This window comes from Acinetobacter sp. 802_lipA (assembly GCF_058242885.1).
The window spans coordinates 1,488,664-1,513,339 of record NZ_JBZAYP010000001.1; the positions used below are offsets into that span (position 1 = coordinate 1,488,664).

General features: G+C 43.4%; 23 protein-coding genes and 2 pseudogenes. 12 read left to right on the forward strand and 13 right to left on the reverse strand.

Annotated features, from left to right (window positions below):
* Window positions 1–59: 59 nt before the first annotated feature.
* Complete coding sequence (gene thrC, locus AC4CU3_RS07495; RefSeq protein WP_004692833.1) at window positions 60–1,199, forward strand: threonine synthase; 1,140 nt, start codon at window positions 60–62, stop codon at window positions 1,197–1,199.
* Between the two features lie 87 nt (window positions 1,200–1,286).
* On the opposite strand, the gene AC4CU3_RS07500 is transcribed toward thrC, so the two are convergent.
* Window positions 1,287–2,342, reverse strand: coding sequence for a serine hydrolase family protein (locus AC4CU3_RS07500; protein ID WP_153041792.1), 1,056 nt, complete (start codon window positions 2,340–2,342; stop codon window positions 1,287–1,289).
* A 215-nt stretch (window positions 2,343–2,557) separates the two neighbouring features.
* On the opposite strand from AC4CU3_RS07500, the gene gacA reads away from it, so the two are divergent.
* The 3 genes and pseudogenes from gacA (at window position 2,558) to AC4CU3_RS07515 (ending at window position 6,210) form a co-directional block, all read left to right on the forward strand.
* Entirely contained in the window at window positions 2,558–3,193 is a 636-nt protein-coding gene (gene gacA / locus AC4CU3_RS07505) for a response regulator transcription factor GacA (RefSeq protein ID WP_004692836.1), read from the forward strand.
* A 21-nt stretch (window positions 3,194–3,214) separates the two neighbouring features.
* A complete protein-coding gene (locus AC4CU3_RS07510; protein WP_279043179.1) occupies window positions 3,215–4,783 on the forward strand; it encodes an ATP-binding protein in 1,569 nt (522 codons plus the stop codon).
* Window positions 4,784–4,855: 72 nt separating this feature from the next.
* Window positions 4,856–6,210: pseudogene (locus AC4CU3_RS07515) on the forward strand (sigma-54-dependent transcriptional regulator).
* 4 nt (window positions 6,211–6,214) lie between these two features.
* Here the strand turns inward: AC4CU3_RS07515 and AC4CU3_RS07520 are convergent.
* The 4 genes from AC4CU3_RS07520 to lptF form a co-directional block, all read right to left on the reverse strand.
* Window positions 6,215–7,390, reverse strand: a complete 1,176-nt coding sequence (locus tag AC4CU3_RS07520) for a S41 family peptidase (protein ID WP_078389588.1) — start codon at window positions 7,388–7,390, stop codon at window positions 6,215–6,217.
* Window positions 7,391–7,408: 18 nt separating this feature from the next.
* Entirely contained in the window at window positions 7,409–8,956 is a 1,548-nt protein-coding gene (gene gpmI, locus AC4CU3_RS07525; protein ID WP_279043183.1) for a 2,3-bisphosphoglycerate-independent phosphoglycerate mutase, read from the reverse strand.
* Between the two features lie 123 nt (window positions 8,957–9,079).
* The gene (gene lptG / locus AC4CU3_RS07530; RefSeq protein ID WP_279043185.1) at window positions 9,080–10,150 is read right to left on the reverse strand and encodes an LPS export ABC transporter permease LptG; all 1,071 of its coding nucleotides are present in this window, start codon (window positions 10,148–10,150) and stop codon (window positions 9,080–9,082) included.
* A 2-nt stretch (window positions 10,151–10,152) separates the two neighbouring features.
* Window positions 10,153–11,253: an LPS export ABC transporter permease LptF gene (gene lptF, locus AC4CU3_RS07535; protein WP_004978580.1), complete on the reverse strand. Its 1,101-nt coding sequence runs from the start codon at window positions 11,251–11,253 to the stop codon at window positions 10,153–10,155.
* A gap of 158 nt (window positions 11,254–11,411) precedes the next feature.
* Between lptF and AC4CU3_RS07540 the strand changes: the two genes are divergently transcribed.
* The 3 genes from AC4CU3_RS07540 to blhA are packed head-to-tail and all read left to right on the forward strand — an operon-like array spanning window position 11,412 to window position 13,927.
* A complete protein-coding gene (locus tag AC4CU3_RS07540; protein ID WP_279043186.1) occupies window positions 11,412–12,860 on the forward strand; it encodes a leucyl aminopeptidase in 1,449 nt (482 codons plus the stop codon).
* Window positions 12,853–13,260, forward strand: coding sequence for a DNA polymerase III subunit chi (locus AC4CU3_RS07545; protein ID WP_078425943.1), 408 nt, complete (start codon window positions 12,853–12,855; stop codon window positions 13,258–13,260). Before AC4CU3_RS07540 ends, AC4CU3_RS07545 begins: the two co-directional genes overlap by 8 nt.
* A gap of 31 nt (window positions 13,261–13,291) precedes the next feature.
* Window positions 13,292–13,927: a cell division protein BlhA gene (gene blhA / locus AC4CU3_RS07550; protein ID WP_004978568.1), complete on the forward strand. Its 636-nt coding sequence runs from the start codon at window positions 13,292–13,294 to the stop codon at window positions 13,925–13,927.
* Window positions 13,928–14,012: 85 nt separating this feature from the next.
* Here the strand turns inward: blhA and AC4CU3_RS07555 are convergent, their stop codons facing one another.
* From AC4CU3_RS07555 to glnK, 7 genes are all read right to left on the reverse strand, one after another.
* Window positions 14,013–14,561, reverse strand: a complete 549-nt coding sequence (locus AC4CU3_RS07555) for a VTT domain-containing protein (RefSeq protein ID WP_004692848.1) — start codon at window positions 14,559–14,561, stop codon at window positions 14,013–14,015.
* A gap of 145 nt (window positions 14,562–14,706) precedes the next feature.
* Window positions 14,707–15,366 carry a riboflavin synthase gene (locus AC4CU3_RS07560; protein ID WP_279043190.1) on the reverse strand — a complete coding sequence of 220 codons (660 nt, stop codon included), beginning with the start codon at window positions 15,364–15,366 and terminating at the stop codon, window positions 14,707–14,709.
* A gap of 23 nt (window positions 15,367–15,389) precedes the next feature.
* Window positions 15,390–16,688 (reverse strand): DNA adenine methylase, encoded by a 1,299-nt coding sequence (locus AC4CU3_RS07565; protein WP_279043193.1) that lies wholly within the window; start codon window positions 16,686–16,688, stop codon window positions 15,390–15,392.
* Complete coding sequence (gene ribD / locus AC4CU3_RS07570) at window positions 16,685–17,788, reverse strand: bifunctional diaminohydroxyphosphoribosylaminopyrimidine deaminase/5-amino-6-(5-phosphoribosylamino)uracil reductase RibD (RefSeq protein WP_279043195.1); 1,104 nt, start codon at window positions 17,786–17,788, stop codon at window positions 16,685–16,687. The genes AC4CU3_RS07565 and ribD overlap by 4 nt, the downstream gene beginning before the upstream one ends.
* Window positions 17,789–17,802: 14 nt before the next feature.
* Window positions 17,803–18,261 (reverse strand): transcriptional regulator NrdR, encoded by a 459-nt coding sequence (gene nrdR / locus AC4CU3_RS07575; RefSeq protein ID WP_004692852.1) that lies wholly within the window; start codon window positions 18,259–18,261, stop codon window positions 17,803–17,805.
* A 151-nt stretch (window positions 18,262–18,412) separates the two neighbouring features.
* Window positions 18,413–19,816, reverse strand: a complete 1,404-nt coding sequence (locus AC4CU3_RS07580) for an ammonium transporter (RefSeq protein ID WP_010325684.1) — start codon at window positions 19,814–19,816, stop codon at window positions 18,413–18,415.
* A 59-nt stretch (window positions 19,817–19,875) separates the two neighbouring features.
* A complete protein-coding gene (glnK, locus tag AC4CU3_RS07585) occupies window positions 19,876–20,214 on the reverse strand; it encodes a P-II family nitrogen regulator (protein ID WP_004281042.1) in 339 nt (112 codons plus the stop codon).
* A 275-nt stretch (window positions 20,215–20,489) separates the two neighbouring features.
* Here glnK and AC4CU3_RS07590 point away from each other — a divergent pair, with 275 nt between their 5' ends.
* Complete coding sequence (locus AC4CU3_RS07590) at window positions 20,490–20,717, forward strand: accessory factor UbiK family protein (protein WP_004692854.1); 228 nt, start codon at window positions 20,490–20,492, stop codon at window positions 20,715–20,717.
* A gap of 65 nt (window positions 20,718–20,782) precedes the next feature.
* Window positions 20,783–21,628 (forward strand): annotated as a pseudogene (locus AC4CU3_RS07595) (YifB family Mg chelatase-like AAA ATPase); the annotation flags it as partial.
* 100 nt (window positions 21,629–21,728) lie between these two features.
* Here the strand turns inward: AC4CU3_RS07595 and AC4CU3_RS07600 are convergent.
* On the reverse strand, window positions 21,729–22,007 hold the full coding sequence (locus AC4CU3_RS07600; RefSeq protein ID WP_000993734.1) for a hypothetical protein: 279 nt from the start codon (window positions 22,005–22,007) through the stop codon (window positions 21,729–21,731).
* Window positions 22,008–22,148: 141 nt separating this feature from the next.
* Between AC4CU3_RS07600 and AC4CU3_RS07605 the strand changes: the two genes are divergently transcribed.
* The 3 genes from AC4CU3_RS07605 (at window position 22,149) to AC4CU3_RS07615 (ending at window position 24,582) form a co-directional block, all read left to right on the forward strand.
* The gene (locus AC4CU3_RS07605; RefSeq protein ID WP_001209420.1) at window positions 22,149–22,853 is read left to right on the forward strand and encodes a metallophosphoesterase; all 705 of its coding nucleotides are present in this window, start codon (window positions 22,149–22,151) and stop codon (window positions 22,851–22,853) included.
* Between the two features lie 261 nt (window positions 22,854–23,114).
* Entirely contained in the window at window positions 23,115–24,197 is a 1,083-nt protein-coding gene (locus tag AC4CU3_RS07610; protein ID WP_000148670.1) for a helix-turn-helix domain-containing protein, read from the forward strand.
* 205 nt (window positions 24,198–24,402) lie between these two features.
* Window positions 24,403–24,582 carry a hypothetical protein gene (locus tag AC4CU3_RS07615; RefSeq protein ID WP_001141890.1) on the forward strand — a complete coding sequence of 60 codons (180 nt, stop codon included), beginning with the start codon at window positions 24,403–24,405 and terminating at the stop codon, window positions 24,580–24,582.
* Window positions 24,583–24,676 lie beyond the last annotated feature (94 nt).

A 24,676-nucleotide genomic window follows, 5' to 3' on the forward strand; every position in this document is an offset into this window, starting at 1 on the left:
TGAGGAAAAGAACGCTCTTCTCTTCCTCACCAAGCTCTACACACAATTGGAACATCATCATGTCGAATGCCAATCGTTATACTGGTTTAGTTGACCGTTATCGCGACCGTTTACCAGTGTCTGCAACTACTCGCGCTATTTCTTTAGGTGAAGGTAATACGCCACTGATTAAACTCGAGAACATTCCACGTTTAATTGGCAAAAATGTTGAAATTTATGTGAAGTACGAGGGCTTAAACCCGACTGGTTCATTTAAAGACCGTGGTATGACCATGGCAGTCACTAAAGCCGTTGAAGAGGGCTCAAAAGCAATTATCTGTGCCTCTACAGGTAATACCTCAGCTGCGGCTGCGGCTTATGCAGCGCGTGCAGGCATCAAAGCGTTTGTGTTAATCCCAGAAGGCAAAATTGCCATGGGTAAAATGGCGCAAGCAATGATGTATGGTGCCATCACCATGCAAATCCGCGGTAACTTCGATGACGGTATGCGTCTGGTCAAAGAAATTGCAGATAAAGCCCCTGTAACGATCGTAAACTCAATCAACCCGTACCGTTTGCAAGGCCAAAAAACCATTGCTTACGAAATCGTAGATGAGTTAGGCCGTGCACCAGATTACCACTGCCTACCCGTGGGTAACGCAGGGAACATTACTGCACACTGGATGGGTTATACCGAAGCCGTTGCCAACCAACCTGCAGATCAATTTGAGCAAGTGATTTACGATGCTGAAACAGATCAGTTCACGGGTCCAAAACCTGAAGGCTTACCAACTATGGTTGGTTACCAAGCAGCAGGTGCTGCGCCATTCTTACGTGGTGCACCCGTTGAGAACCCTGAAACAGTTGCAACGGCAATCCGTATTGGTAATCCACAAAGCTGGAACCATGCTAAAGCGGTGGTTCGTGACTCTCAAGGTTGGTTCGATGAACTGACTGATGCTGAAATCTTAGAAGCACAGCGTTTACTTTCAATGTATGAAGGTGTCTTTGTAGAACCTGCTTCTGCAGCGTCGATTGGCGGTGCAATCCGTGACATCAAAGCTGGAAAAATTGCGGAAGGTTCTGTGATTGTCTGTACCGTAACAGGTAATGGTCTAAAAGACCCAGATACTGCAATCAAACAATGTTCTGATGCGGTCATGCTGTCAATCGATGCAACTTTAGAACAAGTTCGCGATTCAATTCTTTCAAACATGTAATTGAGAGAAGACAAAAAAAAGCCCTGCATATGCAGGGCTTTTTTATGACTCAATTTTCGTTGTTGAGTGAACAAAAACAAAGTCGGGTTAAATACGTTTTGGTAATTGGCTTGCCCAGTTCATTAGGCGCGTTGCATCATTGGTACGTGCTGCAGATGAGTCCGCACCCAATAACACCACCACTGCTGGACGGTTATTTAAAGTGGTATGCATTACCACACAACGACCGGCTTCATTAATGAAACCTGTTTTTGAAATATTAATATTCCAACCACCATTACGAACCAAGGCATTGGTATTGTTTGATTTCAATACACGATAGCCCAAGTTAAAGTCATAGCTGGCTGTGGTTGAGAACTGACGAATCAGACCATACTGTGATGCGGCATTGACCAAAATACCCAAGTCACGTGCTGAAGCGACATTACCTGGATGTAGACCTGTCGACTCCATATAATGGGTTGAATTCATACCCAAAGATTTGGCTTTGGCATTCATCGCCGAAACAAAGGCTGAGCGACCACCCGGATACGTCCGTGCAAGCGCTGATGCTGCTGGGTTTTCTGACTTCATTAATGCAAATAACAATGCCTCTGCACGGTTCATACTGTCTCCTGCACGCAGGGACGAGCTTGAACTTTTACAACCCGAACACGAAAAGTCCGCTTGCTGTAAAGTAATGTTTTCAGACATATTTAAACGCGCATCTGAAATCACCACGGCCGTCATCAACTTAGTAATCGAAGCAATCGGCAGCGCGGTATTACTGTTTTTACTGTACAGCACTTCACCTGTATTGCCATCCATCACCAGTGCTGCACGAGCATTCACACTGGGTTGGTTGGAATATTTGGAGGTATCGAAAATTTGTACCGTTTTTGAGGTACTATTGTTCGTCACCACACCGTTAGAACTGCGAATACTGGTGGTGACTTTTGTTGAACCCTGAGGAGCGTACTCTTCAGGATCTTCCATGAGATCATCATTCAGAAGCTGTTCTGCATCTGCTGCAGACCAGCTCATGCTTGCTTGGCTAGGGCCCGAGCCCGGATTCATCACCAAGTCTGCAAAGCTATGGGTACTGACCGTCGTTGCAATCGACCATCCCAATAGATGCATTAAAAATTTATTTGATTTTTTCACTTTTCTTCACTCAACTTCATAACCCATCAGATACTTTTGCGTATTCACGCCAATATGCCTTACATTTGTACACAATGCGAACAGCATTGCCGTCGACAGCGTGCATATCTTTTCAAATAAGCCTAAGAATAGGATTGCTAATTTTGTCGTTTCATTGCAAGCTTATTTTGCTTTATGTAACAAAAAATATGGTTTTTATAGTGAGGAAGAGCTAGGTGATCACAGTTTTAGTGGTAGATGACCATGAGTTAGTACGTACAGGGATTTGTCGAATGCTCGAGGACCATGCCGATGTTCAAGTCATTGGCCAAGCTGAATCTGGTGAAGAAGCAATTAACCTCGTCCGTCAACATCACCCAAATGTGGTTCTGTTAGATGTCAACATGCCAGGTATTGGTGGAGTTGAAACCACACGCCGCTTACTGCAAACCGCACCCGAGACCAAAGTACTGGCAGTCAGTGGCCTAGCTGAAGAGCCTTATCCTTCCCTGTTACTCAAAGCTGGCGCCAAAGGCTACATTACCAAAGGTGCGCCCGTGACCGAAATGGTCCGTGCGATTAATAAAGTGATGCAAGGCGGTAAATATTTCAGCGCTGATATTGCTGAACAACTGGCCAGTTCTTATCTATCGGATACACAAACCTCACCTTTTGATGCTCTGTCTGAACGTGAAATGCAGGTGGCGATGATGGTCGTGAATTGCATCAGTGCACAAGAAATTTCTGACAAGCTTTTTGTCAGCGTAAAAACGGTCAATACCTACCGTTACCGAATTTTTGAAAAGCTCAATATCGACAGTGATGTGAAGCTGACTCACCTTGCTATTCGTTATGGCTTAATCAAACCCTGATGCAAGCTGACTAACACCCGCATGCTGCAATACTCTACCAATATTCAGTTAAATCAATACCGTTTAGGTGTTTGGTATGCGTCTTATCGACTGTTTATTTGCTGCTGTTTGTTGTTGGTTTATCTACTGACCTATGAGCAGTTGTTTTCAAATTATCAATATCCAATATTGTATCGTTCTGTCCTGATTGGCTTTATTTTTATCAGTGCCTTTCAGCTATTGAGCCTCAAGCATGTGCGCAAGCGCATACCACTTCAGCTCACCTTGTTGTTTATCATCGATGTCATTAGCCTCAGCTTACTCACTTTCGCCACCGACGGTCCGAACTTACAGTTAAGTTTATTGTTTGTGATCACGATCTTTGCCTCTTGTGTATTGGTCGATAAACAAAAAGCACTCATCATTACCTTGATTGCTGTGATTACACTGGTTTATCAACACTTTATTGGAACGCTATTTTCAATTAGTTCATTGAATACCATTGGCAACAGTGCCGTGCTCTCCTTTTTGTTCTTTGTGGTTTATGGGTCTGGACAAATTGCAGTACGACGTTTTCAAGTCCTTGAAAATTTAAACTTCTATCAGTCCCAAGAACTGGACCAACTGCAAAACATTAACCGTTATATTTTAGAGCAAACCGAGCTCGGCTATTTGGTGCTCGATGAAAACTGCCACATGGTGCTGAGTAATCCTGCCGCATGTGCATTATTGGGTATCTCCCCGATTTATGCTCACGATAAATATCCTTTGTACAAAGCACAGCCTGATTTATTTGAACTCCTCAAATTCGACCAACTGAAGAATGGAGAAAAATTCCAATTTACATCCCAGCTGAGTCGCTTTCAAATTCAGATCGAAATTCAAAAACTACAAGTACCGAATCAGACACTCACCTTATTCGTCCTGCAAGATGCACAAAAAATTAATCAACGTGTACAACAACTCAAACTGGCTGCACTGGGTCAACTTTCTGCCAGCATTGCACATGAAATCCGCAATCCACTGGCAGCCATCACGCAAGCCAATGAATTAATGCAACTTAACGACCCACAACAAGAACTGTTGCATAACATGATTGCCAAACAAGCCTCACGGATTGATAAAATTATTGGCGATACACTGAACATGGCACGCAGTAAAGAAACCTATCCGACCTTGATTGATGTCGCCTCTTTTTTAGAACGTTTTATCGTTGAAGATTTGCCCGATGTCAAAGATCAAATTGATTACCGCATTTCCGATCAAGCTCAGATTCAGTTTGATGAACAACAACTGAGGCAAGTGCTGATCAACCTGATTCGAAATGCCATTCGGCATAATGCAGCTGAAGCCGAGCACATTCACATTCGAGTCTATAGCTATAAAAACCTCGTCCACATTGATGTCTGCGATTTTGGTGAAGCGGTCGCCACTCAGGATCAAAGCACCCTGTTTCAACCGTTTTTTAGTACCTCAATCAATGGAACTGGGTTAGGATTATATTTATCCCATAGTTTCTGCGAAGCCAACCAAGCTAAGCTATACTATGTAGAACAAAAAATAGGGGCATGCTTTCGGATTGAATGCCCCCGTATAAACAATGACGTGTAATTTTTGGGGTTAAACGTGGAAAAAAAACCACTTGTTTTATTGGTGGATGACGAACAAGACTTATGTACACTGATGCAAATGTCTTTAAGTCGGATGGGGATTGATACACATATTGCCTATCGCTTACAAGAGGCGGTTCAAGCCCTGAAAACGCATCAATATGATGCCTGTCTAACCGATCTTAATTTACCCGATGGTAATGGTCTGAGCTTGGTCGATTTTATTGCTCAAAATTATCCTAATTTGCCTGTTGCAGTGCTGACTGCTTACGGCAATATGGATATTGCGATTGCAGCACTTAAAGCTGGTGCGTTTGATTTTGTCAGTAAACCAATCAACCAAAAACATTTAGAGCAACTTTTACAAAAAGCCTTTAATCAACCCATCAATCAGCTGCATATCCAAGAAGATACGCTTGAACATCGTCTGCTGATTGGTCAGTCCCTTCCTATTCAACAGCTACGCATAACCTTAAAGAAAATTGCACGCTCGCAAGCCCCTGTCTTTATTACGGGTGAATCAGGCACTGGCAAAGAAGTGGTGGCTAATCTGGTACATCGCCTGAGCAATCGCAATGAAGGGCCATTAACTGCGGTGCCATACCGACCGAACTGATGGAAAGTGAATTGTTTGGACACCGTAAAGGCAGCTTCACAGGGGCCACTCAAGACAAACAAGGGCTGATTCTCTCTGCACATGGCGGCAGTTTATTTTTAGATGAAATTGCCGAGTTACCGCTCACTATGCAGGTGAAACTGCTGCGCGCGGTACAAGAAAAACGCATTCGCCCAATTGGGAGTGACACGGAAATTGATGTCGATTTTCGTGTGATTAGTGCCAGCCATCAAGACCTAGAAGCACTGGTACAACAAGGCAAGTTCCGTCAGGATTTATACTTCCGCATCCATGTCATGGACATTGTACTGCCTGCTCTACGTGAGCGTGGCAATGACATTATTCTTTTGGCACAACATTTCATTCAGAAAATCTGCCAAGAATGGGACATCCCAGTCAAAGCATTGAGTGAACGTGCACGTGAATTTTTATTGGCCCAATATTATCCAGGCAATGTGCGTGAACTACGCAATATGATGGAACGTGCCATCACTTTAAGTGATGAAAGCAGTATCGACTTACCACACTTGCAAACAGCTCCACTGCGACCGATTGCTCAGACCAGCTATGCCAATGCCACGCAACAAGGTGCTGTTGGCAATGATCAGCTCAGTCATGTGCCTTCGCGTAAATTGCCCGAAGAGGGTCTAGAGCTGTATTTAGAAAAAATTGAAAAAGAAATTTTGATGAATGCGCTCAATCTCACCCATTGGAACCGAACACTGGCGGCTAAAAAGCTCGGCATGTCTTTCCGTTCTTTACGTTATCGCTTGAAAAAATTCGGGCTAGATGGCGAAGACGATTCCGTTTAAAGACTTAACGACGATTCATTAAAATCTCTGCCACATGTTCAACATAGCTTTCGTCTTTGAGTTCATGTGGCATCGGATACACTTGATTCGGTGCAATCCCCACCCCCTCAATCATTTGCCCACTTGGGGTGTAATAGTGTGACACGGTCATTTGTAAGGCTGCACCATTGGAAAGCGGAAACAGTTTTTGCACCACGCCTTTACCATAACTTTTTTCACCCATCACCCACGCCCGTCCATGCTCCTTCAACGCAGCGGTAAACACTTCCGCAGCCGATGCAGAGCGGTCATTAATCAAAATGCCCACTTTTAAATTTTGAAACTCGAGGCTAGGTAAGGCCTGAAACTGCTGATCCCCTTCGGAACGGCTTTGAGTTGAAACAATCACCCCTTGATTTAAGAATAAATCGGCAGATTCAACTGCGGCAGACAACAGCCCCCCGGGATTATTTCTGAGGTCTATCAAGACCGCTTTTAAACGCGAAGACTGATGCTCTTCAATCAGTTGCTGAATTTCATTGGCCGTATCCTGCTGGAATACCCGCACCTTGAGCACCAAAACTTGGTTATTCAACAGTTGCGCCTGAATATCGGTTTCAACCTTTTTGGTTCGGACTAAATTGATCGGGGTTGAGTTGGCTTTCAACTGCAAGCTGACGGTACTACCAATCGCCCCACTGAGTAATTCATTGACTTGAGCATGGTTGAGCTTGCGTAGCTCTTGATCATCCACTTTAAAAACGGAGATCCCATTTTTTAAGCCCAGTTTGCTGGAATCTGAGTCAGGTTTTAATCCACGAATCAGCCATTGTTGTAAGCGAGAATCAAACTCTAAGCTGAAGTCAACTGAAGCCAAATCCCCTTCGGTATATTGCACCAGTTGTTTATATTCTTGAGGAGATAAATAGCGAGAATAACGGTCTAAGCCACTGACTAAACCTTTAATGGCCTGTTGAAACAGTGCTTCATCACTACGTTCAGCCACATAATTGTCTTTGACTAAACCGTAGATTTGCACAAATTGTTGAATTGATTCAATTGGAACCTCAACATAACCTTGTTCCAGTTCATCATCAAAAGCGGGGGCTGCCGCAGTTTTTGCAACAGCCCCCATCGGGTGGATCAGACTCAGACCTAAAGCAATCACTACACCTATTGAAGTCCACGATGCTTTTGCCATTTACCCACCCAAATTGATTTATACGTCTAATGTAATTAAGTTACGACCTTGCATGTCTGCTGGAACAGGAAGATGCATCAAGCTTAACAAGGTTGGTGCGACATCGGCCAATACGCCCCCCTCAGCAATAGTAGCTTGAGTTGGGCCGACATAGATAAAAGGCACCAATTCTGTCGTATGCTGGGTATGCACCTGACCACTGTGATAATCCTGCATTTGTTCAACATTACCATGGTCAGCCGTAATTAACATATGGCCTTTTTGTGCCATCACCGCCTCATAGACACGGCCTAAGCATAAATCAACAGCTTCCACTGCTTTCACAGCTGCATTAAACACGCCCGTATGACCCACCATATCGCCATTGGCATAGTTCACCACCAATAGATCAAACTCACCAGAGTTAATCGCAGCCACCAATTCATCGGTTACTTCATAGGCGCTCATTTCTGGCTTGAGGTCATAAGTAGCCACATTCGGTGATGGAATCAAAATACGTTTTTCACCCGGATATTCATCTTCACGACCACCACTGAAGAAGAACGTCACATGCGCGTATTTCTCAGTTTCAGCAATACGTAATTGGGTTTTACCAAGGTCTGAAAGATATTCACCAATCGAGTTTTTTAATGCTTCAGGCATATACGCCACAGGTGCATCAATACTGGCTTGGTAGCGTGTCAACATCACAAACTTAGATAGGTTTGGTACAACTTTACGCTCAAAGCCTGCAAAATCTTTTTCAACAAACGCTTTGGTAATTTCACGCGCACGATCCGCACGGAAATTCATAAAGACGATGCTGTCACCATCTTGAACTTTCACGGCATCGCCAATGCGTGTTGCTTTGACAAACTCATCAGATTCGTCTGCGGCATAAGCCAATGCTAAACCTTCAACTGCTGTAGCTGCAGTACGTGTTGCTTCAGACTCTGTGAGTAAACGATAGGCTTGTTCCACACGGTCCCAACGGTTATCTCGATCCATCGCAAAATAACGACCAATCAGACTCACAATACGACCTTGATTTGGATATTGAGCAAACAATGCATCTAATTTTTCTAAAGAAGGCTGTGCACTGCGTGGTGGGGTATCGCGACCATCTAAGAAGGCATGAAGGTATACAGTTGCACCGCGTTTTAACGCAAGTTCAGCCATGGCAACAATATGATCTTCGTGTGAATGCACCCCACCTTCAGACAATAGCCCCATGATGTGCAACGCACCACCCGCGGCTTTGGCTTTTTCAACGGCATCAACCAAAACTTCATGTTTGAAAAAAGCACCCGTACGAATGTCTTTGGTGATTCGGGTAAAGTCTTGATAGAGCACACGACCTGCGCCCAAGTTCATATGGCCCACTTCAGAATTGCCCATTTGGCCATCTGGCAAGCCCACGTCTTCACCAGAACCTGAAATTAAGCTATGCGGATGCTTTGCTTCAATCGCTGTTAAATTCGGTCGATTCGCTGCTAAAAATGCATTGTCTTCGATCGCTTCACGGTGTCCCACACCATCCATAATGACCAGTACGTGAGGGATTTTGCCAGCAGTTGCATCCGCCATAATAAGCACTCTTTTTTTGTCTACAAATTCATCGCTCTATCTTACCGAATTTTCGGTCAAGACTCTATGCAGGCATGATGGTTTAACACCATCATCCGCATTGTTTTCTTCAATATCGTACAGTTATCGCGCACGTTGTAATAAATAACCACCTGCGAGAAACATCAGTAAAATCGGCACAAAAACAAACCATGCGGGTGAAGGCGAATAAACCAAACTTGCATAACCCAAGAAGTCTTGTAGGTAAAAGAAACCTAGGCCTGTAAACAGTGCAATCACCAAACGAAAGCCCATCGATTGTTGGCGCAGTGGGCCAAAAATAAAGGAACAAGCAATCAACACCAAAGCAATTAAGGCAAATGGAGACGCCACTTTTTGCCAAAAAGCCAACTGATAAGTTTTAGGCACTTGGCTGTATTCATGCATATAGCTCATGAAACTGACCAATTGACTCGGTGAAAGGTCTTCAGGGTCAATCGTCACCATGTGCACATATTTCGGCTGCAGTGCCAGTGCCAAAGGCATTTCAGCGGCCTTTTGTGCCGTAGCATTGCCTGTCGGCAGCAAATCAACTTGGGCAGTATTTTCTAAAATCCAACGACCATCTTGCACAAACTGACCTTGCTCAGCATTTAAAACGCCTTTCAAACGAGCATTATTGTCAAAGTCGACCACTTGCACATTTTTTAGCTGACCTTGAGAGTTGGCATAATCGACATAAATAAAACGCTGCCCTTCTCGTGTCCAGTAACCACGTACTTCACCAAGTTCAGCCGCAGTTCGATGGCTTTTCACACCTTTGGCTTGCTCATTGGTATATGGAATCACCCATTCACTTAAAGCGAATGACAGTACCACCAAAATTAAAGCCGAACGAATCACCCAGCCGACGATTCGCCAGAGACTCACCCCCACTGAGCGCATCACAATCAGTTCACTGTTTGAAGCCAAAGTGCCCAGTCCCAGTACCGAGCCAATTAACGCGGCAATCGGTAGAATCTCATAGAGATATTGCGGTGCTCCCCACAGTACATAACGTAAAGCATCCCAAGCACCATAACCTTCTTTAAGGGAGCCTAGCTCACCCAAATAGGTAAACAGAATTTGCAAGACCGATAAAATAGCGGTAGCACCCAGCATCGCCATCGCGGTGGTTTTGGTCACATGTTTTGCGACTATACGACGTGCGAACATGATTAAGACCCCGCTCGTTGTAATGTTTTCTTAATTTTCGGGGCCAGCTTTTGTTTACGCGAAAACAAAGCCGCTGCTATCGCATAGATCACCAAGATCATTGGATATGCCCAAATCCCCATTTCTTCTTTACTGACTCGGGTTTTAATGGCCATCAGCGCCACGATTAAACTGGCAAAAATAAGCAATGCAGGAAACAGCTTTAAGTAACGTCCTTGGCGTGGACTCACTTCAGATAAAGCCACAGCGAGAAGCAACGCCACTACAATGGCAAACGGTACAAAAATACGCCAGCCCAACTCACTCGCCACAACAGGATCATGACGATTATCCCAAAGTTTCATGGTGGACAATGCTTCAACATCGGCACTTTCAAACTTTGCTTCTTTATCATTTTCTAAGCGTAGGCGATAAGACTGGAACTCGGCTTGGCTATACCGTGGCTGTCCCGGATAGATTTCATAACGGCGACCTTGCACCAAATCCACCACATTGGCTGGATCATTTTCAATTTCAACCCGCGTGGCTTCTTTGGCCAAAATCATCACATCAGGCTTACCTTCTGCTTCAGCGCGTTGATAGAAGAAGATGTCTTTGAGGTTTTTACGGTCTTCGGATAAATCACCCGCATAAATGGTATAAGGACCCGATGAAATAAACTCTTTGGGTCGAACCAAATCAAAACCGGTACGCACCGCCTGACTGGTGGTGAGCTGCTCAAACTGACGAACACCCCACGGCGCCATCCAAAGCATCAGCACTGCCTGAACGGCAAGAAACACCACGGTCATAGGAATCAGCAGTCGCCCCAATTGGTTACGACTGACGCCACTGCCATTGAGTACCGCCATTTCATGATCGACATACAGACGACCAAAAACCAGCATCAGTCCAATAAAAAAGCCTAGAGGAAGAATCAGCGTTAAAAATTCAGGCAAACGATAGCCAATAATGCTAAATAAAATACCTGCATCTAAGCGACCCTGCGCGGCTACGCCAAAATACTTGATCAAACGACCGCCCATCATGATCAAGGTCAATAAGGCGATCACAACCAAGGATGTCGACACCACTTGTTTGACCAGATAACGCCGAATAATCAAATTAATTCTTCCAAAAATAGGTGAATAAAAACTAGCGCTAGTTTACCCGAATAGTGAAAATATAAAACCTGTACTCTTGTTGCACTTTGCAACTCTATTCATGTTAATGTTTCAGTGGTTTAATCATTTTCAAACTTTATAAGGCTTAAATAAAACTTATGAAACTCTCTATTAATACGTCATTCACAGAGAATACGTCTAGCCAATTTTTGTTGATATTAGTAGATTCTGAAAACACGCAACACCTTGCAAATGCTTATCAAATTAATGATTTAAACAACTTAATTGAAGCGACTCAGTTTAAAGCCGCATTCAATGAAACTTTGAGCCTCATTGGTCAAATTCCAGCAAGCCCCAATGCAGCCTTGGTCGGTGTCGGGAAAGCAACTGAATTACAAGCGGCAAAGCTGGTGAAAATTGCTCAAACCATTATCAAAGCTTCACAAAAAAAATTCAAACACATCAGTCTTGACCTTTCAGTCCTTCCAGCTGAACTCCATTATTTATTTGCCCTCAGTTTGACGCAAGCGGCATATGCTTTTGATGAATTCAAATCAAAAAAAGCAGACAACGTGCTTGAACAGATCAGCCTGATTGCTGCTGAGTCGCCGCTGAATGCTGCGCAACTGAAATTGATTGAAGCCGTGCAATCTGGTCAAAGCTTTGCTCGTGACTTAGGCAACCGTCCAGGCAATATCTGCTTCCCTGAATATTTGGCAGAGCAAGCCTTAGAACTGGCAGCCCAATATCCTGACCTACTCCGTGTTAATGTCCTTGATGAGCAGCAAATGGCTGATCTGGGCATGCATTCCTTCCTTGCGGTGAGCAAAGGTTCAGACCGCCCAGGCCGTATTATTACCCTTGAGTATCAAGCTGAACGTTCTGAAGCCCCAGTGGTCTTGGTCGGTAAAGGAATCACCTTTGATACAGGTGGTATTTCATTAAAACCGGGCGCTGGTATGGATGAAATGAAATATGACATGTGTGGTGCAGCATCAGTTCTAGGGACACTCCGTGCTCTATGTGAATCACGTTTAGCCATTCATGTCGTAGGTACCATTGCTGCAGCTGAAAATATGCCTTCAGGCAAAGCTACACGTCCGGGTGACATCGTGAGCACCATGAGCGGTCAAACCGTTGAAATTTTAAATACCGATGCAGAAGGTCGTTTGGTGCTGTGCGACACATTGACCTATGTGAAGCGCTTTAACCCTGAACTGGTCATTGATATTGCAACCTTAACGGGCGCCTGTGTCGTGGCACTCGGTTCAGTCTTAACGGGTATGTTTACCCCAGATGACAAACTGGCGGCCGAACTATCTGAAGCAGGTCAAAATAGCTTTGACCGCGTCTGGCGCATGCCTGTGATTGATGACTATCAAGAACAGTTAGACTCTCCATTTGCCGATATTGCCAACATTGGCGGGCCTAAAGCTGGTGCTGTAACTGCAGCGTGCTTCTTGCAACGTTTCACCCGTGATTACCGTTGGGCGCATTTGGACATCGCAGGTACAGCATGGAACTCGGGTGCCAATAAAGGAGCAACCGGTCGTCCAGTACCCTTATTGATGCAATTCTTAGCTCATCGTGCGCAGTCTAATGGCTAATATTAGCTTTTATCTGTTTGAACAAAGCCCTGAACGACAAGTCGAAAGTGCTTGTCGTTTATGTCGAAAAATCCTGCGTCAGCCAGAGCGAATCTGGCTGTATGCAAGCGACACTGAACTACAACAGCAATTGGATGAACGTTTGTGGAGTTTTGATGACACGAGCTTTATTCCGCATGGCATTGATCAAATCGATGCGCGCATTTGTATCTCAGCTCAACTGCCTGAGCAATCCGACTGGATTGTGTTCAATTTTAACGATCAAGCTCTTGAACAGTTCGAAAAATTTAGCCACATTATAGAAATTATTGAAAATAACGAATCGGCCAAACAACAAGGTCGTGAAAAATTTAAACAATATAGACGTCTCGGGGTTGAAGCTCGAACCTTCAAGCTTTAAATGATCCCCCGTCTAAATAAGGAGATGCGTAGTGGCATTGAATGTTGGTCCAGATTTTAAACAGCGCTGGTTAAATGTACCTGATGCTGTTCGTCAGGCCTTTATTGATGACCTGAGTCGCGTCTGCGATGTACTCAAACCTGAAACAGGTTTGCACAGTTGGATTGAACAAGACCAACGTGCTCAAGCTGTCTCGACCCAACGAATTGAACAAGCGTATGCCGATCTGAAAGCACAGCTGATTGAAGAAGCGCGAATTCGTAAACAACAAGCGTTGGAAAAATCTCTGGCAGACAAACGCGCAGCACAGGAAGCTTATGCGGAGAGCCTCAAAAAAGATGAAATCCGTCAGTTCAATGAGCAAACCCAAGCTTTAAATGTGATGCGTCAAAGTGTCGATCAGGAAATTTCGAGCTACACTGCACGCTATGAGAAAACGCCTGAACAAGCTCTGGACTATGCCAAAGGTAAATTTGGCATTGATGACTCACAAATTTTGTCGGAGTTAGAAAGTGTCCGTTTACGTTTAGAGCTTGAAGCGGAAACCTTAATTGAAGAGTCTGTAGCCAGCTATCGCAGTAAGCTACAAGCCGCGGCTCAAGAAGAAATTGACTATATTTTGAAAAATTCAGACTTTTCTGATGAAGTGGTATCCAACTCTGCCTAACAGGCCTTGGTTTCCACTCAGACTCACTGCGGTGAGTTTTTTTATGCACCCTTGTTTTGCTCGGCTGATGTAGTCTGTTTCGATCTCAAACCAACACATCAACCATAAATGATAAGGTATTGCCCACACCATAACCAATCGCCAACAAACTACCAATCCAAATCAGACCACCGGTCACGTTGTACCACATAAAAGTCGCCAAGCTCATATGCCCTGCGCCCGCAGCAAAAGGCGCGAAAGAACGCACAAAAGGAATAAAACGTGCCACTAAAATGGTTTTACCGCCATGCTTTAAGAAATATTGATTGGTCTTCATCATATATTCGGGTTTCAGCCAACGTGAATGCTGATGGGCAAATTTAAAGCCCAGCTTCTGACCGGTATAATAATTGACGATATAACCCAATACCGCAGCAATCATCATCAAAATACCCATGGTGTGGATATGGATTAAATCCGAGCTGGAACATAAGGCACCAATGGCAATCAGTAAACTGTCACCCGGCAAAAAGAACATAAAAACGAAGCCCGTTTCTGCAAAAATAATCAGAAAAAGAATCGCATAAATCCAAAGGCCGTATTCTGCAAGCAGTACGGGCAATAATTGTTCTAGATGGAGAAAAAAATCAATCATTGTCACCTATCCGTGCAATGAACTGCGTACTATCTTTCATCATACTCAATTGCTTACCTATTCATTTCAAAAGAAAAACTCCCTCATTTTGGGCAAATAGGGAGCTCATCTTTTGTCTATTCTTGCTGCAATCTAAACGATTTTTCTATTTCAAGAAACCATTTTGTGCCAAAAAGTCTAAACTAATTTTAGATTGTGGGGGAGTTTCCGCAGCTTTATCGCCCATCATCAAACGTTCAATGTAGCGTGCTAACACATCCACTTCAAGGTTCACTTGACTACCTGCTTTCCACGTTCCAATGTTGGTTCGTTCAGCCGTATGCGGAATTAAATTGAGGCTTAAAATACGACCACGCAAATGATTAATGGTTAAACTGATCCCATCGACCGTAATCGAGCCTTTTTCTGCCAAGTAACGTGCAATCTCAGCTGGCGCAGTCACTTCAAAATAAAGCGAGCGTGCATCTTCACGCACAACGGTGATTTCACCCACAGCATCGACATGACCTGACACAATGTGTCCACCAAAACGTGTGGTGGGCAACATCGCCTTTTCCACATTGACACGTTGTCCAATTTTCCAGTGGGCTAATGTGGTTCGGTTCAAACTTTCACGTGAGACATCGGCAGCATACCAGTGCTCCCCCCAGTCAATCACTGTGAGGCAAATGCCATTGGTGGCAATCGAGTCACCCAAATGTACATCTGACATATCAAGATCCGTACCAATGCGCAACCGCACATCGCCACCGACATTTTGTACGCTTTCAACTGTGCCTAGACTTTCAATGATCCCTGTAAACATTTCTGATTTCTACCTCTATATTTTTACCACAGCGCCAACTGTGTCGTGACCCCAGATGTATCGACCCCACCCAATTCGGCATAATGGTACAACTGCCCAAGCAACTGACGAATTGGCGGACCTGGCTTGGCATGGGTATCAGTGATCACAATAAACTCTAACACACGCGCACGCTCAGACTGACGCTGTTTACTCACGCGATAACGCGGTACATCCTGCGTTAATAAAGTCACGCGACCTCGCTCCAAATTGGCTTTGAGCAAGTCCCCTGCTTCAATATTACCATCGGTTGAATAACTGGTCAGAATGTAACGTGCATTGATGGTGGAAAGTAATTTTTCATATGCCTCTTTGGCATACTTTGACGAGTTATAAGGACTCGGACGCTCTTTGCGCCACGCACGGTCAATTCCGCTTTTAAACCCTTTGGTGTCTGGTGTCGGCAAATCTACCTGATCCCATAGCGTTAAAGCATTTAAGACATGATAATTACTGCTGTAAGCATGCTGGTTATAAGGTGGATCTAGATAAGCTACATCGACCTCAAAACTGCTCATTTGATTTGCCAAATGCTGCGCATCGACACACCACATTTCAGCCATCGGGTTCTTTTGCTTATTATCACCCACTTCACTAAAACGACTTGGAGTCAACCACAGCAAGGATTCAATCCGCTCTAGCGCTGTTTGGGTTTTACCGCCCCAACCGTGGTGGAAGCTTTTAAAGACGCCGGAAGTATTGCTGACAAAACTTGCAGAATACAGCAACGGTGCCAGTAAAGCAGACATCTCCACATCATCGATTGCCCCTTGTGCCTGCCATGTGGCAATTTGCTGACGAATCGCATCAATGCGCATGCCGTTGCGACGCTTAAAGAACAAACGATCTCGGCTTGGATCATAGATTTCATCATTTCGCGGGCACAGATTATGCGTTACCCAGCCCTTAACTTCAGGCAATCGGTTTAAATAATCAATGGCTTTTTGATAACCACCCAACTCTTTAAATGCAGGCGCTTCGGTACAAGCCAAAATGGCATGGTTCAGCGCATGGCTATACGGTTCCCAGTCGTTGGCAATCACGCGATAACCATTTTGACGCGCCAAACGCGAGACCACGCCCGAACCCGCAAAGAAGTCGGCAAAAATAGGCGCACGACCATCTGCACGGTTTAAAGTCCCTGTACTCTCAAGCGCCTCTAAAATCAGATGCAACAGACGGCGCTTATTCCCCAAATAAGGAACAAGTTGATGAAAGAGATATTCATCGGTGGTACGTGCCGCGTGACGACGTTTATGATAAACCGTAGACTCTGAACTCATAATGACTCTTGAGAAGGGATAAGCGTTAAGCGCACATCATCACCCAATTGTGTGACATCCATGAGCTTAAAGCGGAGTTGCTCTGCCATCTGAGAAAACTCAGCATTAAACATTGCACGTGCAGACTGACCCAATAAGGTCGGTGCTACATAACTAATCATTTCATCGACCAACTTTTCTTGTAAAAAAGCCGTCGATAACGTTGCACCTGCCTCAACCATGACATCGTAAATTTGATGCGATTGAACCAACTGCTTTAATAACTGATCTAAAGGCTGAACAGCAAACTGTAGCACGCCTAAATCAGCCAATGCTTGACGATAAGGCCCCATCACCATCACGGTGTCAGGCTGCTGTAAAATTTGAGCCGTCAGAGGCAATCGGCCTTGACGATCTAAAACCAGACGTTTTGGTTGTACAACCGTTGTCAGATCCGCAACACCCTGAAGCTGTCTGACATTGAGCTGAGGATCATCGGCCAGTATGGTTTCAATCCCCGTGATCACGACGCCAGAAATGGCACGAAAATGCTGAACATCTAAACGTGCGGCTGGGCCTGTAATCCATTTCGACTCACCCGAAGCCATCGCCGTTCGACCATCTAAACTAGAAGCAACTTTTAAACGCACATAAGGCATACCTGTAGCCATGGCTTTTAAAAAGCCCGCATTCAACTGATGCGCTTCGGCTTGGCAAATACCAAAATCGACCTCAATGCCTGCTTCTTTTAAAATTTGTACCCCTTTACCGGCCACCAAGGGGTTGGGATCTGGACAGGCAATCACAACACGCGCCACACCTGCCTCGACCAAACCTTTGGCACACGGCGGTGTACGCCCATAATGTGCACAAGGTTCTAAAGTGACATAAGCCGTTGCGCCTTGGGTCTGTTCGCCCGCTTCGCGCATCGCAAAAACTTCTGCATGTGGCTGACCCGCTTTAGGGTGATAACCTGTCCCCAGCAACAGCCCATCTTTGACAATGACACAGCCTACATTTGGATTTGGCTTGGTGCTGTATTGACCTTGCAGTGCTAAAGCAATCGCTTGTTTCATCCAAGCTTGGTCGGCGTGTAAAGCACTAGACTGTAATTCAGACATGGATGCCAACTCGCTTAATGTTCACGTTGTTGCATTTGTTCAATTTGGTGGCGAAAAGCATCGACATCTTGAAAGTCTTGATAGACCGATGCAAAACGTACATACGCAACATGATCCAACGAAAATAAAGATTGCATCACAATTTCACCAATGGTGCGTGATTTCACATCACGCTCACCTAAACGGCGGATTTGCAGCTGAATATCGCTCAAGACGGTTTCAATTTGCTCTTGCGTCACGGGACGTTTTTGTAAAGCATGCATCAACGAACGACGCAATTTCGCTTCATCAAAAGGTTCACTTTTTCCATCCGACTTGATCACACGAGGCATGACCACTTCATAACTTTCAAAGGTTGTGAATCGTTCACCACAACTAATACATTCACGACGACGACGAATTTGACAACCTTCAGCGGCCAAACGTGAGTCGATCACTTTACTGTCTTCGGCGTTGCAAAATGGACAATGCATAGTGGTTAAATTGAACAAATTTGAATGGTTTTAGAGTGTAGCAAAAATTCGGTGTTTTGTAGAGTTTTACGCTAGATATAGAAAAAAAACAGCCCTTTCGGGCTGTTTCACACAATATATTGATTATACTGTTTATTTATTATTCTATTGATTAGTCCACGCGTTCGCCATGTTGGCTCAAGTCTAGGCCCATACGTTCATCATCAGATTCAACGCGAATTCCAATCACCAGATCAATCACTTTTAAGATAATGAAGGTTAATACTGCTGAGTATGCAATCGTTGCCAACACCCCTTCAACTTGAACCCAAAGTTGATGCATCACATCACTTGGTGCTTTGTCGCCCATGATGAAATCGCTGGCAAAGAATGCCGTTAAGATTGCACCGACAATACCACCCACACCGTGTAAACCAAACGCATCTAAAGAGTCATCGGCTTTTAAAGCACGTTTCAAGGCACTGATACCCCAGAAGCACACCACACCACCGATTAAACCCATCGCCAGTGCACCGCCGACAGTCACAAACCCTGCTGCTGGTGTAATCACTACCAGACCAGCAACCGCGCCAGATGCAGCACCAAGTACTGAACCTTTACCACGTGCAACTTTTTCAGTAATTAACCAAGAGATTGCCGCTGCTGCTGCTGCTACTTGCGTCACAAGTAATGCATAACCTGCTGAGCCGTTTGCGCCCAATGCAGAACCACCATTGAAACCAAACCAACCGACCCACAGTAAGCTTGCACCCACAACGGTTAATGCCAAGTTGTGTGGAGCCATTGATTCACGGCCTAAGCCCATACGTTTGCCCAGCATGTATGCAGCAACCAAACCCGCCACACCTGAGTTGATGTGTACAACGGTACCGCCAGCAAAGTCGAGTGCGCCATCATTTGCTAACCAACCACCGCCCCATACCCAGTGAGTAATTGGTGCATAGACCACGACTACCCAAATCGAGATGAAAGCGATAAATGCGCCGAATTTCATCCGTTCTGCAATTGAACCACTAATAATGGCAACGGTAATGATGGCAAAGGTCATTTGGAAAATAACGAATAGAACTTCAGGAATCGTCCCTGTGAGTGCATCTGTGGTAATCCCAGTCAGCATGAACTTATCTAAGCCACCAATAAAGGCATTGCCCTCACCAAAGGCCAATGTATAACCAATGATGACCCATGCAATACTTACCACTGCTGCAGCAACAAAGCTATGTGCCATAGTGCTTAAGACGTTTTTCTTACGAACCATACCGCCGTAGAATAACGCTAAACCTGGAATGGTCATTAATAAAACCAGTGCTGTGGAGACTAAAATCCACGCCGTATCACCTGTATCTAATGTTGGTTCTTCTTCTGCAGGTGCGGGTGCTTCTACTGGAGCAGCAACGGCTTCAACTGCTTGTACCGCTGGAGCAGCCACATCCGTTGTTTCAACCACTGTGACTTGTTCTGATGGAGTTGGCGCTGTTGCTGCTTCTTCAGCCCAAGCAACAGAACCACCTAAAAGTGCGCCAGATAAGCTCAGCGCGAATAGCATCTTTTTCATTCGTATCCCCCAACCTAATTTGTGCGAGTTATGTGTTACTCAGCAAACTTCATGCCAAATTAAACGGCATCGGCACCTGTTTCACCTGTACGGATACGGATGACTTGCTCTAAATTTGTGACGAAAATTTTACCGTCGCCAATTTTTCCTGTACTAGCCACACGTGTGATTGACTCAATCACCGCGTCGACCATTTCATCACTGATCGCGATTTCGATTTTTACTTTTGGTAAGAAATCAACAACATATTCAGCGCCACGATAAAGTTCAGTATGACCTTTTTGACGACCAAAGCCTTTGACTTCAGTTACCGTGATCCCTTGAACACCAATTTCAGACAGTGCTTCACGCACATCATCCAATTTAAACGGTTTTACAATTGCAGTTACGAGCTTCATGTTTGTTTTCCTTCGGCTTATTTCACCAGTAAGGTTTTATGTTCAAATTTCATGCCAAAAATTCTTAGGTTGGGGGGAAAAGAAAGTCTGACATGAGTTTTCTTTATACCCTATTCTATACATTTAAATGCGTTTTGAGCTTCAAAATTCAGGTTTTTTAGTCGAAGATTTATGATTTTTTTACAATCGATGAAATCATATTTCATCTGAAAGGCTATAGAGTCAGAAGCAGCAATGGTACACTGCTGTCACTTCTCCAACTGTTGGATATAGAAATGATTGAAACTTTATTACAAGCCATACTGGAACAAGTCGAACAACCTAAACAAGACTTAGAACATAATTTACGCGCACTGCTGAATGAAGCAGTCACCAAGATGGATTTGGTTTCCAAAGATGAAATTGAACGTCAACGTACTGCACTGAATAATGCCAATTTGCGTTTAAATGACTTATTGAAACAAGTGGAAGCTTTAGAGTTACGCATTCAGAACAAAAAATGAGCACCTGTTTGGTGCAACAAAAGACGCATAACGAATTAAAATAATGCACTATAATGGAACAAAAGATGTCTTTTGCCAAAATTTACACTCGAGCTTTGCTCGGTTTACACGCACCTTCGGTTGAAGTTGAAGTTCATCTGAGCCAAGGACTACCCTCTTTAACTATTGTGGGGCTTCCTGAAGCAGCCGTTCGGGAAAGCAAAGATCGGGTGCGCTCCGCCATTATCAATAGTGGTTTTCAGTTTCCGACCAAACGCCTCACCATCAACCTTGCACCCGCAGACCTGCCCAAAGACAGCTCACGACTGGATTTGCCTATTGCACTGGGTATTTTAATTGCCTCTGGTCAGCTCCCTGAGCAAGGAACTGAAAATTTTGAATTTATAGGTGAGTTGGCACTTGATGGGCAACTGCGACCAATTTCAGGTACTTTAAGTATTGCGATTGCCTGCCAGCAAGCTGGGCATCAACTGATTTTACCTGAGGCCAATGCGCAAGAAGCCTCTCAACTGCCCAACTTTCAAGTGTTTGCAGCGCAACATTTAAAACAAGTCTGTGAGCATCTGTCGCAAAACCATCTCATCCAACAGTTTCAACCCACGGCGCTAAAAGCCTCACAGCACTACAAATTTGATTTGGCCGATGTTAAAGGTCAACTGCGTCCGAGACGTGCCTTAGAGATTGCGGCAGCAGGTGGTCATTCTTTGCTATTTAAAGGACCGCCAGGAACAGGGAAAACCCTATTGGCTTCACGTTTAGCCAGTATTCTCCCACCCTTGAACACGCAAGAGAATTTGGAAGTGGCGAGTATTTACTCGGTGGCCAATCATCAACATCCTTTTGGACAGCGGCCATTTCGTGCACCGCACCATACAGCTTCTGCGGTTGCCTTAGTCGGTGGCGGGTGTCATTTCCAAAGAACTATGCGACATTACAAACAACTATGCGACAAATAATCTGATAAGTAAGAAGAAAATAGATCCTAACTAAATAAGGTAGTTATAAATATTTTTAATGTTGCTTGAATTGACCATCCTGAATAAGATCATCTAATTCATCTTCAAAGTCCTCTAACTTATGTTTTAATGACTTTATTGAATGGATCAATCTTGTATTTTGTGGATGCCTTGGATTCTTTAATTTGTGATAAATTTCTAACAATTCAGATCGTTGAGAATTAAGTCTATCAATTTGAGCTTCAAGCGCCACTCTCGGTGTCCATTTAGCAAGGAGCTCTTGTTCATATTTATTTAATTCCTGATCTGACATCACTTCTAATTGTGCATTCATTTAGCTGTGTTCCATTACTTACATTCGTTTATTTTAGAATAAAACCCCACATAAAGATCAAATGTCCAATTAAAAGGAGAATCAATCTATTCAAACTCCCCCTGTTTGATGAAGACTTTGATATTAAACAATTGGATAATTATGAGAGAAGTAGATTTAGGTTCTAACTTAGTAGAGTTCTATACAAAACCTATTCGAGGTCGGCTTTTTGTAGTTGGTGACCTACATGGTTGCTATACATTACTTATGAATAAGTTAGAAGAACTAGAATTTAACTTTCAGCAGGATTTATTGGTCTCCGTTGGAGATTTGGTTGATCGCGGCCAAGAAAATCTTGAATGCCTAAGTCTTATTAATGAGCCCTGGTTTAAAGCAATCCGTGGCAATCATGAACAGATGTGTATTGAAGCAACTTTTGATAATGAAATGAAAGAAATGCATGCTTATCATGGTGGAGACTGGTTATATAAGCTACCTACTGTTCAACAACAAATTGTTGTTGAACAGTGTCTCAATTTACCGATCATTCTTGAAATTCATCATAATAATAAAGTTTATGGTTTTGTGCATGCAGATATACATATCAATGACTGGGATAATTTCAAACAAGAGGTTCTTAAAAATAACTACTTCATTGAAGGTGAACAATCTGCCATGCAAATTGCATTATGGCATAGAGGACGTGTCCGTTTTAGTACATACAATCCTATCTATAAGACTGTAACGGGAGTTGATGAAATTTATTTCGGCCATACTGTAGTCAAGGAACCTGTTAAGCATCAGAATTGTTTTTTTATCGATACTGGTGCTGTTTTTGGGGGACCTTTAACCATTCTTGAACTATAAGAGATCTATGTTAGGTTTCATATTTTAGTATCTTGACGTAAACATACTTCTTTCAGGAAATTTACATGTTAAAATGTAAAAACCAAAACACTATATATAGTATCCATAAAAACAAAAAACACTATATATGCATAAAAACAAGCTTAAACCCATTAAAACGAAACATTTTAGGAATAATTTGAAGAAAAATTTGCATACTCTTTTCTGTTCAGTTATTATTCGATTAACTTGATCTGTAAGTCAATCATCTTGGAGGTGAATATGACTCATTTCAATCCTGACATGCTTAGTATTGCACGAAACTTTCGTGGTCTTAGTCAAACTGAACTAATTGCTGAAATGGGACAGTCTATTACCCAGGCTTCATTATCTAAAATTGAAAGTGGGGACTTAAAACCCTCCGATGAAGTTATCCATAATCTATCCAATGCCCTACATTTCCCTATACGATTTTTCGAACATATTGAAAAGCTAAATGCACTGCCAATTAGTTTGCATGCATACAGAAAAAAAAGCTCTACCACAGCTAAAGCATTGAGCCGCATGAATGCTGAAATGATGTTAAAAATGGGCCATGTACAAACATTAGAATTATTCACAAATGTGCCAAAAAGAAAAAATTCCTTACCAACTTTTAAAATTGGCCTAGATATAAACACTCCTCAAGAAGCTGCTAAAAAACTTAGGTCATTGTGGGCATTAGGGAATGAACCTCTTGAAAACCTAACTGCCACTGTGGAAGATGCAGGGGTTTTAGTCTTTTTATGCGACTTTAAAGATAACAATGTTGATGGCGTATCCTTAAAAATGCATGGTGTGTCTCCATGTGTATTTCTAAATGCAAACCAGCCAAATGACAGAATACGCTTCACACTAGCACATGAACTTGGGCATTTGGTCCTCCATGAAGAGCCATCTGAGTTCATGGAAAAAGAAGCAAATGACTTTGCTGCCGAATTCTTAATGCCAGAAGAAAAAATTATTGATCAATTAGGTTCAACTAATTTAGCTCACTATCTAAGACTTAAAAAGGAATGGAAAACCTCAATGGCAGCCTTAATCTATAGGGCGTCAGAGTTAGGAACTATAACTTCAAGTCAAAGTGCCAATTTATGGCGGCAGATGGCTATGCGTGGTTATCGTAAAGTTGAACCAAATGAATTGGATCGAGAACCGACATATAGAGTAGCTTCAATGCTCTTTGACTACGCAATAGATGCAAAAAAAACATCAACATCTGTCATTAGTGAGTTATCTCAATTATTTGACTTATATGAAGATGACTTTAAAAAACTATATTATTTTGACCTAGATTCAATGGAGACTATTGAGATGGTTTCATAAATTAAAAAGCCGACTCTATTGGGTAGAGTCGGCTTGATAGATTTTCACACAGGAAAGGCATATGGCTCTAAGCCCTACGCATACCTCATGTTAGATCTGGCTGTCAGAACCCCATTCTAACATTTAGGCCCGTAAATCTCAAGATTTACCCGCTTATTTTGGTATGCGCCCTGAAAAACGAGCCGCCAAAATAGGAGGGCTAACAATGCCTACCGAAAATCAAGACTTCGTGTTTTGTAAATCTTATCGCCATAAATCTGGAAAAATTATTGTCCATCCAACTGGATATTTTAAATTTCCCAGAACTCGGCCATTGAAAGAAGAAAAGGATGCTATCCGTAATAAAAAATCGGATGATCCTGATAACTCAAACTCAATATCGTAAACAAGGTTAAATAACCTACTGCTATGCAACAAAGTTCACAGCAGTACGTTACTTAATTTTTCTGATCGCACTTAATTTTATGCCCCATTTTAGT